Source organism: Georgenia wutianyii (genome assembly GCF_006349365.1).
In the GTDB taxonomy this organism is placed as follows: Bacteria; Actinomycetota; Actinomycetes; order Actinomycetales; family Actinomycetaceae; genus Oceanitalea; species Oceanitalea wutianyii.
This window is the reverse complement of record NZ_CP040899.1, coordinates 2,926,668-2,939,246: the sequence shown is the minus strand read 5'-3', so window position 1 is coordinate 2,939,246 and position 12,579 is coordinate 2,926,668. Positions and strand designations below refer to the sequence as shown.

General features: G+C 73.9%; 11 protein-coding genes. 10 read left to right on the top strand and 1 reads right to left on the bottom strand.

What is annotated here, in order from left to right:
* The first annotated feature begins 139 nt into the window (after nucleotides 1–139).
* From FE251_RS12920 to FE251_RS12910, 3 genes are all read left to right on the top strand, one after another.
* Nucleotides 140–1,057, top strand: coding sequence for a MerR family transcriptional regulator (locus FE251_RS12920; protein ID WP_139948999.1), 918 nt, complete (start codon nucleotides 140–142; stop codon nucleotides 1,055–1,057).
* Between the two features lie 43 nt (nucleotides 1,058–1,100).
* Nucleotides 1,101–2,603, top strand: a complete 1,503-nt coding sequence (gene guaB, locus FE251_RS12915; RefSeq protein WP_139071698.1) for an IMP dehydrogenase — start codon at nucleotides 1,101–1,103, stop codon at nucleotides 2,601–2,603.
* Between the two features lie 103 nt (nucleotides 2,604–2,706).
* Nucleotides 2,707–3,426 (top strand): exonuclease domain-containing protein, encoded by a 720-nt coding sequence (locus FE251_RS12910; RefSeq protein ID WP_139071697.1) that lies wholly within the window; start codon nucleotides 2,707–2,709, stop codon nucleotides 3,424–3,426.
* A 268-nt stretch (nucleotides 3,427–3,694) separates the two neighbouring features.
* Here FE251_RS12910 and FE251_RS12905 read toward each other — a convergent pair whose 3' ends face one another.
* Complete coding sequence (locus FE251_RS12905; protein ID WP_139071212.1) at nucleotides 3,695–4,105, bottom strand: QcrA and Rieske domain-containing protein; 411 nt, start codon at nucleotides 4,103–4,105, stop codon at nucleotides 3,695–3,697.
* A 37-nt stretch (nucleotides 4,106–4,142) separates the two neighbouring features.
* Here FE251_RS12905 and FE251_RS12900 point away from each other — a divergent pair, with 37 nt between their 5' ends.
* The 7 genes from FE251_RS12900 to FE251_RS12870 all read left to right on the top strand — a co-directional run bounded on the left by FE251_RS12900 (nucleotide 4,143) and on the right by FE251_RS12870 (nucleotide 12,576).
* Complete coding sequence (locus tag FE251_RS12900) at nucleotides 4,143–5,276, top strand: GuaB3 family IMP dehydrogenase-related protein (RefSeq protein ID WP_139071213.1); 1,134 nt, start codon at nucleotides 4,143–4,145, stop codon at nucleotides 5,274–5,276.
* 12 nt (nucleotides 5,277–5,288) lie between these two features.
* A complete protein-coding gene (locus FE251_RS12895) occupies nucleotides 5,289–5,558 on the top strand; it encodes an HPr family phosphocarrier protein (RefSeq protein ID WP_139948998.1) in 270 nt (89 codons plus the stop codon).
* Between the two features lie 33 nt (nucleotides 5,559–5,591).
* Nucleotides 5,592–6,995, top strand: a complete 1,404-nt coding sequence (locus tag FE251_RS12890) for a class II fumarate hydratase (protein WP_269144717.1) — start codon at nucleotides 5,592–5,594, stop codon at nucleotides 6,993–6,995.
* Nucleotides 6,992–8,509, top strand: a complete 1,518-nt coding sequence (gene aspA, locus FE251_RS12885) for an aspartate ammonia-lyase (protein WP_139949343.1) — start codon at nucleotides 6,992–6,994, stop codon at nucleotides 8,507–8,509. Before FE251_RS12890 ends, aspA begins: the two co-directional genes overlap by 4 nt.
* A gap of 191 nt (nucleotides 8,510–8,700) precedes the next feature.
* Complete coding sequence (locus FE251_RS12880) at nucleotides 8,701–10,086, top strand: polysaccharide biosynthesis tyrosine autokinase (protein WP_139948997.1); 1,386 nt, start codon at nucleotides 8,701–8,703, stop codon at nucleotides 10,084–10,086.
* 19 nt (nucleotides 10,087–10,105) lie between these two features.
* Nucleotides 10,106–11,365, top strand: coding sequence for a polysaccharide biosynthesis protein (locus FE251_RS12875; protein WP_139071216.1), 1,260 nt, complete (start codon nucleotides 10,106–10,108; stop codon nucleotides 11,363–11,365).
* Nucleotides 11,362–12,576: a hypothetical protein gene (locus FE251_RS12870; RefSeq protein ID WP_139948996.1), complete on the top strand. Its 1,215-nt coding sequence runs from the start codon at nucleotides 11,362–11,364 to the stop codon at nucleotides 12,574–12,576. Before FE251_RS12875 ends, FE251_RS12870 begins: the two co-directional genes overlap by 4 nt.
* The last annotated feature ends 3 nt before the right edge of the window (nucleotides 12,577–12,579 follow it).

The following is a 12,579-nucleotide window of genomic DNA, read 5'->3' as shown; positions in this document are numbered from 1 at the left end:
GTGATTCAGGAACCGACTCACGAACGGCCGGTGCGCGCGTCACCGGCGGCGCGCTGCGGTGGGCGCGTTCGGCGCCCGGGGCGGAGGTGCCCTAATCTCTGTCGGGGTGGATGATCGAGGTCGAGGCGGAGGAGGACAGGTGGCGCGAGCGACCCCCGGTGCGGGGAGCGGCGACTCCCGGCTCGAGGCGGCACCGCTGACCGTGGCAGCTGTTGCGCGTACCTTGGGCGTCGCCGCGTCGACCCTGCGCACCTGGGACCGCCGCTACGGCCTCGGCCCCTCCGCGCACCAGGCCGGCAGCCACCGTCGCTACACCCCCGAGGACGTCGCCCGGCTCCAGACCATGCGCCGGCTCACCCTGCGCGGGGTCGCGCCCGCCGACGCCGCCCGCATCGCCACCGAGCCCGGCGGCTCGGAGGGGCAGACCGTCGCCGACGAGGTCCCGGCCGTCACCGTCGACGACGGGTCCCTCGCGCTCGACCCGCTCACCCTCGCGGCCGCCGCCGTCGAGCCCGACCTGCGGCGCGTCCACCGGATGCTCCAGCGGGCCACCCGCCAGGCCGGCGTCGTCGCCGTGTGGACCGACCTCGTCCAGCCCGCCGAGGACATGGTCGACCAGGGCCGACGGCGCCTGGGTGAGCGTCCCGGCACCGACCCGCACGGCGTCATGCACGTGGGGCTCATGCAGGCCATCCGCGAGCTCGTCGTCACGGGCCCCTCGCCCGTGCGCATCCTCGCCGCCCCGGAGGACCGGGTGCGGGCGCACGTCATCGCCGGCGGGCTGGCGGAGAACGACCTCGGCGCGCTCGTCGTCGGGGCGGAGCACGTCGCGGACGTCGAGCTCGACAGCTGGCTCCCGCCCGGGGAGGCGAAGGTCCTCGCCGTCATCGGGAACCCACCCGTCACGGAGGAGATCGTCACCCGCGCCTCCGAGCGCGGGGACGTCGAGGTCTTCCTCCTCGGCAGCCAGAGCCCGGCGATCTGGCTGCGCAAGGTCCATCGCGTGCGCACCGCCCAGGCAGCCGTGGCGGAGATCACCGCCGCTGTCCGCGAGTAGACCCCGGCACCCACCGGCCCGCGGGCGCACGTAGGATCGTCCCGTGAGCGACTCCACCGACCCCTTCGGCCTCACGGGCCTGACCTACGACGACGTCCTCCTCCTGCCCGGAGCCACCGACGTCATCCCCTCCGAGGTGGACACGACGGCGCGGCTGACCAAGGAGATCAGCCTGCGCGTCCCGCTCGTGTCCGCCGCGATGGACACCGTGACCGAGTCGCGGATGGCGATCGCCATGGCCCGCCAGGGCGGCATCGGCATCCTCCACCGCAACCTGTCCATCCCGGACCAGGCCCAGCAGGTCGAGACGGTCAAGCGCTCGGAGTCCGGGATGATCACCGACCCGGTGACCATCCAGCCCGACGCCACCCTCGCCGAGCTCGACGCGCAGTGCGGGCGCTACCGCATCTCCGGGCTGCCGGTCGTCGACGACCGCGGCGTGCTCCTCGGCATCATCACCAACCGCGACACCGCCTTCATCGAGCGCTCGGAGTTCGCCACGCGGCTCGTGCGCGACGTCATGACGCCGATGCCGCTGGTCACCGCGCCGGTCGGGATCGCGCGCGAGGACGCCGCCGCCCTCCTCGCCCGGCACAAGATCGAGAAGCTGCCGCTCGTCGACGAGGCCGGGGTGCTCCGGGGCCTCATCACCGTCAAGGACTTCGTCAAGTCCGAGCAGTACCCGAACGCGACCAAGGACGACGAGGGACGGCTGCGCGTCGGCGCCGCGATCGGCTTCTTCGGTGACGCCTGGGAGCGGGCCACCGCGCTCGTGGACGCCGGCGTCGACGTGCTCGTCGCCGACACCGCCAACGGCCACGCCCGCCTCCTGCTCGAGATGGTCACCCGGCTCAAGACCGACCCCGCCACCCGGCACGTCCAGGTGGTCGGCGGGAACGTCGCCACCCGCGAGGGCGCGCAGGCGCTCGTCGACGCCGGGGCGGACGCCGTCAAGGTCGGCGTCGGGCCGGGCTCGATCTGCACCACCCGCGTCGTCGCCGGCGTCGGCGTCCCGCAGGTGACCGCTATCCACCTCGCCGCCCAGGCGTGCCGGCCGGCCGGTGTGCCGGTGATCGGCGACGGCGGCCTGCAGTACTCCGGCGACATCGCCAAGGCGCTCGTCGCGGGCGCGGACACCGTCATGCTCGGCTCCCTGCTCGCCGGGTGCGACGAGAGCCCCGGCGACCTCGTCTTCGTCAACGGCAAGCAGTACAAGCACTACCGCGGCATGGGCTCCCTCGGGGCGATGGCCTCGCGCGGACGTGTCTCCTACTCCAAGGACCGCTACTTCCAGGCCGACGTCGACACCGACGACAAGATCGTGCCCGAGGGCATCGAGGGCCAGGTGCCCTACCGCGGGCCGCTCGCGGCCGTCGCCTACCAGCTCGTCGGCGGGCTGCACCAGTCGATGTTCTACGTCGGGGCGCACGACCTGCCCGAGCTCGTCGAGAAGGGCCGCTTCGTGCGGATCACCACGGCCGGCCTCAGGGAGTCCCACCCGCACGACGTCCAGCTCACCGTCGAGGCGCCGAACTACACGCGCTGAGCCGGTGCCCCTCCTCCCGCGCGTGCGGCGGCCGCGGTGTCGGTGGTCGCCGGCACAGTGGTGCCCACGACGCCGGCGCACACGCCGCGCGGGAGAGGCGGGCATGGACACCTGGGCGAACGGTCCGTTCCTCGGGTTCGACACCGAGACCACCGGCGTGGACCCGCGCCGCGACCGGATCGTCACCGCGGCGCTCGTCCTGCGTGACGCGCGCGGCACCCGGCAGCGCACCTGGCTCCTCGACCCGGGGGTGGAGATCCCCACGGTCGCCAGCGACATCCACGGCGTGACGACCGACCACGCCCGCGCGGAGGGCGTGGCCCCGCGCACCGCGCTGGAGGAGATCGCCACCGAGGTCGCCTGGGCGATGGACGCCGGGATCCCCGTCGTCGCCTACAACGCGTGCTTCGACCTCACCCTCCTCGAGCACGAGCTCGTCCGCTGGGGGCTGCCGACGGTCGCCGAGCGGCTCGGCCGCGCGCCCGGGCCGGTCGTCGACCCGCTCGTCCTGGACCGCTCGCTCGACAGGGAGCGGCGGGGCAAGCGCAAGCTCGTCGACCTCTGCGCGCACTACGGGGTCGAGACGGACGACCGACTGCACACCGCGGAGGTCGACGTCCTCGCGACGCTCGCCGTGCTCGACCGCCTGTTCGCGGCCTTTCCCGAGCTCGGCGCCCGCACCCTGGCGGACGTCCACGAGTGGCAGCAGGAGCAGCACCGTCAGTGGGTGGTCCGCCTCAACGAGTGGCGCGTGGGCGAGGGGCTGCCCCCCGAGGACACCGCCTGGCTCCCAGCCCCGCCCGCCGCCCGAACCACGGTCTAGCCACCCCACGCGAGGCCGCCTCCGGGGTCTCCCGTCCCCGCCGAGCGCTGGATCTCGAACGAGGGGGCGCCTCAGGTGTGGAGCTCTGGACCTCAGAGGTCCAGAACTCCACACCTCAGGGCGACGCCGCACCGGGTGCGCCCGATCTGCCGGTCGGGGAGGGGGCGGCTGGGTGTGCACGGTCCAGCGCTCGGCGGGACGGTGCCGGGGGGAGGGGGCGGCGGGAGCGGGTGAGGGCTGAGGGCTCGCGTGGGCGGGCCGGGCGGGGTCAGCCGACGACGACGGTGCCGGACTCGATGCGGACGGGCACCGAGGGGAGGGGCTCGTCGGCGGGGCCCTGGAGGACCGCGCCGTCGACGGGCGCGAAGCGCGAGCCGTGGCAGGGGCACACGAGGTCCTCGGTCTCCCGGCGCACCGCGCACCCCTGGTGGGTGCACGCCGCGCTGAGCGCGACGACCTCGTCCTCGCTCACCCGGGTGAGGACGAGCTCGGCTCCCTCGGCGGTCCGCACGGAGCGCGACTCACCGACGGGGATCTCCGAGACGGGCAGCAGCCGTTCGCCCGGCTGGGGCGGCGGGGCCTGCGCCTCCTCCGCGCAGGAGGCCAGCGCGACGGCCGCGGCGCCGGCTCCGGCCAGGGCGAGCACCTGACGCCGGGAGGGGACAGGACGGTCGGGCATGGGAGCAATCTACCGACCGGCGGGTAACCTGACGCCTGTGAGCAACGAGATCGAGATCGGCCGCGGCAAGCGAGGGCGGCGGGCCTACTCCTTCGACGACGTCGCCGTCGTGCCCTCGCGGCGCACGCGCGACCCCCAGGACGTCTCCGTCGGCTGGCAGATCGACGCGTACTACGTCGACACCCCCGTGCTGGCCGCGCCGATGGACTCCGTGATGAGCCCGGCGACGGCGATCCGGCTCGGCGAGCTGGGCGGCATCGGCGTCCTCGACCTCGAGGGCCTGTGGACCCGCTACGAGGACCCGGAGCCGCTGCTCCAGGAGATCGCCGAGCTCGACGGACGCGACGTCACCGCCCGGATGCAGGAGATCTACTCCCGCCCGATCGTCCCCGAGCTCATCACCCAGCGCCTCCAGGAGATCCGCGCCGGCGGCGTCACCGTGGCCGGCAAGCTCTCCCCGCAGCGCACCCAGGAGCACTGGCGCACCGTCGTCGAGGCCGGGGTCGACCTCTTCGTCATCCGCGGGACCACCGTCTCGGCCGAGCACGTCTCCTCGACCGCCGAGCCGCTCAACCTCAAGCGCTTCATCTACGAGCTCGACGTGCCCGTCGTCGTCGGCGGGGCAGGCACCTACACCGCCGCCCTCCACCTCATGCGCACCGGTGCGGCCGGCGTGCTCGTCGGCTTCGGCGGCGGCGCCGCCCACACCACCCGCACCTCCCTCGGCATCCACACCCCGATGGCCACCGCCGTCGCCGACGTCGCCGCCGCGCGCCGCGACTACCTCGACGAGTCGGGCGGGCGCTACGTCCACGTCATCGCCGACGGCGGTGTCGGACGCTCCGGCGACCTCGTCAAGGCCATCGCGTGCGGCGCCGACGCCGTCATGCTCGGCTCCTCCCTCGCCCGCGCCGAGGAGGCGCCCGGGCGGGGCTGGCACTGGGGCTCCGAGGCCCACCACCCCCAGCTCCCGCGCGGCGAGCGCGTGCGGGTCGGGACGGTCGGCTCCCTCGAGCAGATCCTCCACGGCCCCAGCGACCAGCCGGACGGCACCGTCAACCTCGTCGGCGCGCTGCGCCGCGCGATGGCCACGACCGGGTACTCCGACCTCAAGGAGTTCCAGCGCGTCGAGGTCGTCGTGTCCCCGTACACCCCCAACAACAACCGGTAGGAGATTCACCCCATGGCAGAGCGCACGGTCACCATCGGCTCGAAGGTGGGCCTGCACGCCCGTCCGGCGTCCCTGTTCGTCAAGGCCGCCGGCGAGGCCGGCATCCCGGTGAAGGTCGCCAAGGAGGGCGGGACCCCGGTCGACGCCACGAGCATCCTCGGCATCATGACCCTCGGGGCCAAGTACCAGGACTCCGTCACGCTCACCGCCGAGGGCGACCGCGCCGAGGAGGTCCTCGACTCCCTCGCCGACCTGCTGAGCACGGACCTCGACGAGAAGTAAGTCTCCCCACCACCCCCGACCTTGGAGCTTGCAGTGACGCTTGACCATGCCGACTTCCGCATCGAGCACGACACGATGGGGGAGGTGCGGGTCCCGCGTGGAGCGCTGTACAGCGCCCAGACGCAGCGGGCGGTGGAGAACTTCGCGATCTCCGGCACCCGGCTCTCGCGTCACCACATCGCGGCCCTCGCGCAGATCAAGCGGGCAGCGGCGCTGGCGAACGCCGAGCTCGGGGTGCTGGACGACGACGTCGCCCGGGCCATCGCCGCGGCGGCCGAGCAGGTCATCGCCGGGGACCACGACGAGCACTTCCCGGTCGACGTCTTCCAGACCGGCTCGGGCACGTCGTCGAACATGAACACCAACGAGGTCGTGGCGAACATCGCCGCCACGCTCCTCGGGCGCAGCGTGCACCCCAACGACCACGTCAACGCCTCCCAGTCCTCCAACGACGTCTTCCCGTCCTCGATCCACATCGCGGCGACCGAGTCCGTCGTCAAGGAGCTCGTCCCGGCGCTGCACACGCTCGCGACGTCCCTGGAGGCCAAGGCGGCCGAGTTCGCCGACGTCGTCAAGTCGGGACGCACCCACCTCATGGACGCCACCCCGGTCACCCTCGGCCAGGAGTTCGGCGGCTACGCGGCCCAGATCCGCCTCGGCATCGACCGCGTCGAGGCGGCCCTCCCGCGCCTGGCCCAGCTCGCGCTCGGCGGCACCGCCGTCGGCACCGGCATCAACACCCCGCTCGGCTTCGCGCCGCGGGTCATCTCCCTCATCGCCGAGCACACCGGCCTGCCGGTCACCGAGGCGAAGAACCACTTCGAGGCGCAGAGCGCCCAGGACAGCGCCGTCGAGATGTCCGGGGCGCTGCGCACCGTGGCCGTCTCGCTCGTCAAGATCTGCAACGACCTGCGCTGGATGGGCTCGGGCCCCAACACCGGGCTCGGCGAGATCGCGATCCCCGACCTGCAGCCCGGCTCCTCGATCATGCCCGGCAAGGTCAACCCGGTCATCCCCGAGGCGACGCTCATGGTGTGCGCCCAGGTCATCGGCAACGACGCGACGATCGCCTTCGCGGGCGCGTCCGGCTCCTTCGAGCTCAACGTCATGCTGCCGGTCATCGCCCGCAACCTCCTCGAGTCCATCACCCTGCTCGCCAACGCGAGCCAGGCGCTGGCCACCCGGACCGTCGACGGCATCACCGCCAACGTCGAGCGGGCCCGCGCCCTCGCGGAGTCCTCGCCCTCGATCGTCACGCCGCTCAACCGCGTCATCGGCTACGAGGCGGCCGCCGCGATCGCCAAGCACGCCGTGAAGAACGGCACGACCATCCGCGAGGCCGTCGAGGAGCTCGGCTACGTCGAGCGCGGAGAGGTCACCCCCGAGCGGCTCGACTCGGCGCTCGACGTCATGTCGATGACGCGCCCCGCAGGCTGATGAGCGGCACGCGGACGGAGGAGGACCTCCTCGGCAGGCGGGAGATCCCCGACGACGTCTACTGGGGCATCCACACGCTGCGGGCGGTGGAGAACTTCGCGCTCTCCGGCACCACGGTGCGCGACCTGCCCGACCTCGTGCGCGGCATGGTCATGGTGAAGAAGGCCTCGGCGATGACCAACCGGGACCTGCGCACCCTCCCGGCGGACGTCGCCGCGGCGATCGTCGGGGCCTGCGACGAGATGCTCGCGACCGGGCGGTGCCTGGACCAGTTCCCCGTCGACGTCTACCAGGGCGGCGCGGGCACCTCGGTGAACATGAACGTCAACGAGGTGATCGCCAACCTCGCCCTCGAGCGGCTCGGGCTGCCCAAGGGCCGCTACGACGTCGTCCACCCCAACGACCACGTCAACAAGAGCCAGTCGACCAACGACGCCTACCCCACCGGCCTGCGCATCGCGATCCACCAGGCCGTCGAGCGGCTCAAGGTCCGCCTCGAGGCGCTCGCGGTCACCCTCACCCGCAAGGGGCACGAGTTCTCCCACGTGCTGAAGATGGGGCGCACCCAGCTCCAGGACGCCGTGCCGATGACGCTGGGGCAGGAGTTCGCGGCCTTCGCCGCCCTCATCCGCGAGGAGCTGCTCAACCTCTCCCGCCAGCAGGCGCTGCTCCTGGAGGTCAACCTCGGGGCGACGGCGATCGGCACCGGGCTCAACACCCCGCCCGGGTACACCGTGCGGGCGGTGGCCCACCTCGCCGAGGTGAGCGGCCTGCCGGTGGTGCGCTCGGAGAACCTCATCGAGGCGACGTCGGACGCCGGCGCGTACGTGTCGATGCACGCCGCGCTCAAGCGGGTCGCGGTCAAGCTCGGCAAGATCTGCAACGACCTGCGCCTGCTGTCCTCCGGGCCGCGCGCGGGCCTCGGGGAGATCAACCTGCCCGAGATGCAGGCCGGCTCCTCGATCATGCCGGCGAAGGTCAACCCGGTGATCCCCGAGGTCGTCAACCAGGTGTGCTTCGCCGTCATCGGCAACGACACGACGGTGACGATGGCCGCCGACGCCGGCCAGCTCCAGCTCAACGTCATGGAGCCGGTCATCGCGAAGTCGGTGTTCGAGTCCGTCTCGCTGCTCACCCGCGCCTGCGACACCCTCGACCGGCGCTGCGTCGCCGGGATCACCGCCAACGAGGAGGTGTGCCGCGCCAACGTCATGAACTCGATCGGCCTCGTCACCTTCCTCAACCCGATCATCGGGCACCACAACGGTGACCGGGTCGGGCGGGAGGCCGCGCGCACCGGCCGCAGCGTCCGCGACGTCGTCCTGGAGTGGGGGCTGCTGAGCGAGGAGGAGCTCGACGACGTCCTGTCCCCGGAGAACCTCATGCGCCCGCGCTTCCGCGGCACGTACTACGGGGAGGACCCCGTCGTCTTCGCGCCCACGGCCGACGACGTGACCGGTGATGACGAGGCCACGGAGGACGGGGAGCTCGAGGAGACGGGCACGCGGACCTGAGCGTGGACGTCCCCTCTCGGGGGGACGTCCACGCTCGCGGGTGAGGGGAGAGGTCACCCCGGCCCTCCTCGGAGGGTCGGGTGGCGATCCCCCTCCGAGCCGTGCCCGGCGTCAGGACCGCGGAAATAGGATCGGGCGCAGGCTGCGCGGCCTCCACCCGGCAGCGGCCTTTCGCTGCGGGAGGGAGTGCGATGACGTTCCTCGACTACCTCGCGCTGCTCCAGCGTCGCTGGCGGGCGTGTGTGTCGATGATCGCCGTCGGGCTCCTCGTCGGGCTGGGGCTCGGCCTGCTCGCCGAGGAGCAGTACGTGGCCATCGCGCGGTCCTTCGTCACCGTCGCCGACGAGGACGCCGCCGGGGCCGGGGAGAGCTTCCAGGGGGCGCAGTTCGTCACCCAGCGGATGGTCTCCTACGCCGCCCTCAGCACGAGCCCGACGGTCGTCGACGGCGTGCTCGAGGCGCTGGACCTCGACCTCACCCCGAGCGAGCTCAACGACATGGTCGACGTGAGCAGCCCGACGGGCACCGTCATGCTCGAGGTCGCGGTGCGCAACCGGGACCAGGAGCTGGCGGCCGCCGTCGCCGACGAGGTGTCCGAGCAGCTCGGGCTGCTCATCGAGGAGGTCGAGACGCCCCGCGGGCTGGCGGCCTCCTCGGTGGAGGTCGTGCTCACGCACCCCGCGGCCGTGCCGACCGAGCCGTCCTCCCCCCGCGTGCGCCTGGGCATCCTGCTGGGCGGCGTCGTCGGGGCCGCGGCGGGCGTCCTGCTCGCCCTCGTGCGCGAGCACGCCGACCGCCGCCTGCGCACCGCAGCCGACGTGCGTGCCGTCACCGGCACCCGGCCGCTCGGTTCGACCTCCGACGGCGACCCTGCCGGGGAGCCGCTCGTCGCGCTCGACCAGCGGTCGGCGGGCGCCGAGCAGTACCGCGCGGTGCGCGATGCCCTCGCGGTGACCCGCGCGGCGCCGTTGCGCGACCTCGCGGTCACCTCCCCGACCGAGGGGGAGGGCAGGGCGGTGGAGACGGCGAACCTCGCGATCACCGGGGCGCTGGGCGGGGCGCGGGTCTGCCTCGTCGACGCCGGGCTGCGGCAGGGAGCGCTGTCCCGGGTGCTCGGGGTCGAGGACGACCCCGGCCTCGGCGACGTGCTCGTCGGGGACACCGAGCTCGCCTCGGTCCTGCACCCCTGGCGCGACGGGCTGCTCCACGTCCTGCCCGCCGGGCTCGCCCCGCCCGACCCGGCCGCCCTCCTCGCCTCGGAGGCCATGACGCTGCTCGTCACCGAGCTGCGCGCCCGCTTCGATCTCGTCGTCTACGACGTGGGCGCCACGGACGTCGCGGACGCCGTCGTCGTCGCGCGGGCCCTGGACGGCGTGCTCGTCGTCGTGCGCGCCGGCAGGACGACCCGCGAGGAGCTCACCGACAGCCTCGAGACGCTGCGCGGGGGGAGAGCCGAGGTGCTCGGCACCGTGCGGTCCGGGGGCCGGCGGCGGCGCGAGCGGCGCGCCGGGCGTGGCGGCGACCAGCGCCGCACGCACCGGGCCCTCGAGCCCAACGCGATGAGCCCGAGCGTGTGAGGGCCGGGCGGTGAGGCGGGTGCGGGGAAAGGTGCGGTCCACGCTCGCGCGCCTGCCCCACCGGGCGCTGGGTGCGCTCGCCGGCCAGGTCACCCTGGCGCTGGGCAGCCTCGTCCTGTCGGTCGTCGCGGCCCGCTCGCTCGGTGCCGACGGCTTCGGCACGTACGCTCTGCTCTTCGGTGCGGTCGTCATGGCCACGGCGCTGAGCACGGGACTCGTCGGCGACTCCCTCACCGTCCTGGACCGGACCGAGCCGGCCGTCCGCGCCGCCCTCACCCGGGCCGCGCTCGTGCTCGTCCTCGTGCTGGCCGCGGCCGGCTTCCTCGCCACGTTCCACGGGCTCGGGGTGCGCACCGCCCTCGTGTTCACCCTCGCACTCACCGCGTTCGTCGTCGCGGACCTGGGCCGGCGCCTGCTCATGGCGACGCTGCGCTTCTGGAGCCTCGTGCTGGTCGACGCCGCCGGGCTGCTCGCCGTGCTCGCCGTCCTCGGCGCGTCCCGACTCACCGGCCCGCTCACCCTCGACCACGTCCTCGGCGCGCTCGCGGCGGGGCAGGTCGTGGCCGCGTCGCTCGCGCTGGTCCGTCTGCCCGCGGCGGAGCGGCGACCGCGGCTGCAGGGCCCGGCCGACTGGCGCGCCGTGGTCGGGTACGGCTCGTGGCGGGCGGTCCAGCAGTTCGTCCGGCCGACGACGCTCAACCTCGCCCGGTCCGTCGTGCTCGTCGCCGCCGGGACCGCGGCCGTCGGGGAGCTCGAGGCCGCCCGGGTCGTGGTCGCCCCCGCCATGCTGCTCGTCCAGGGCCTGGGCTCCTACCTGTTCTCCACCTACGCGGCGGACCGCCACCTCGGCCCTGCCGCCCTCCTCGCCCGTGCCGACCGGGCCGCCGGCGTCATGCTCGGCGGCGCCGTCGTCGTCGGGGCAGCGGCGGCGCTCCTCCTGCCCTGGCTCGGCCCGCTCGTCACGGCCGACAGGTTCCCGGTGAGCCTCCTCGCCACCCTCGGGTGGGCGGTCTACGCCGCGTCGTGCGCGGCCGTCCTCCCCTACGGCAGCCTGGCTGCCGTCCAGGGCCGACAGCAGTGGGTGCTGCTCATCCGGGCGGCCGACGCCGCCGTCGGTCTCGCGCTCGTCGTGCTCGTGCTGCGCGCCGCGGACGCCGGGCCGGACTGGACCCCGTGGCTGCTGTCTGTCGGCTCCTTCGTCGGCGGGGTGCTGTGCCGCCGGCTCCTCCTGCGCCCGGGCCGCCCGGCGCAGGCGCGGCCGGTCCGGGTGACGTCATGACCCTCGAGCTCGCCCGCCCTGCCGCCGCGCCCACCCTCAGGGCCGTGACGCTGCGCCCGTTCTCCCTCGTCCTCACCTTCCTCCTGCTCCTCGTCTCGGCGGTGGCCTGGCGGCGCGGCGCCTTCTACGAGGGCGGGCTCGACGTCGTCGTCGTCACCAAGGCGGTGCTCACCGTCGTCGCCGTCGGCATCGCGCTGCTCACCCCCCGCCCACCCGGGGCCTGGGGGCGGGTGCGCGCCGCGCCGGTCATCTGGCTCGCCACCTACCTGGCGATCTCGGTCGCCGGGGGGATCCTCAACGCCGACGGCCTGCCCGCCGCCGTCCTCGCCGCCCGGCTCGCGCTGCTCGCCCTCGCCCTCGTGCTCGTCACCGTCACCCACCCGTGGCAGGACGTGCTCAGCGCGCTGAGCAGCGCGATGGTGATCCTCGCCGGCGTCGGGGCGGTGACGGGGGTGGGGTCGCTGGCCGAGACGGGACGGCTGTACGGCGGGATCCCGCCGCTCAACGCCAACGTCATCTGCCTGCTCCTCAGCGTGCCCGTGCTCCTGCTGTTCTGGAAGGCCCTCACCAGGGTCGCCTCCGCCCGGGAGGTCGCCGCGTTCGTCCCGCTGCTCGCGGTCATCTGGCTCACCGGCTCCCGTACCGGTCTGTCGGTCCTGCTCGTCGTCCTCGCCCTGCTCTTCGTGCTCACCCCCCGGGTGCGCCCGCCGATGGTCGCCGGGGTCGTCGTCGCCGCCACCAGCCTGCTGCTCGTCGCCGTGCTCACGCCCTACGTCGCCGCCTTCGCCGGACGCGGCACGCTCGCCGACATCACGACGCTCAACTCCCGCACCGTCGCGTGGAGCGCGGCGGCGGACTACGCCGACACCCTGTCCCAGCAGCTCTTCGGCAGCGGGCTCGCCCTCAAGCAGATCCCGGTGACGGCGCTGTACCGCAACGAGCAGATCCTCGACAGCTCGTGGGTCTCGGCGCTGCTCCAGGTGGGCTACGTCGGCAGCGCCGTCCTCGCCCTCCTCGTGCTCGCCGCGCTGTGGCACGCCGTGCACCTGCCCTCCCCGCAGCGGCTGCTCGTGGCCGCGCTCATCGTCCTCGTCACGCTGCTCGGCGTCCTGGAGAGCGGGCTGTTCGACACCGCCCCCGCCTTCATCGTGCTCTTCACCGCGACGGTGATCGCCTACCGGCTCCCCGAGCCGGCGGACGGCAGGGGGTAGGCG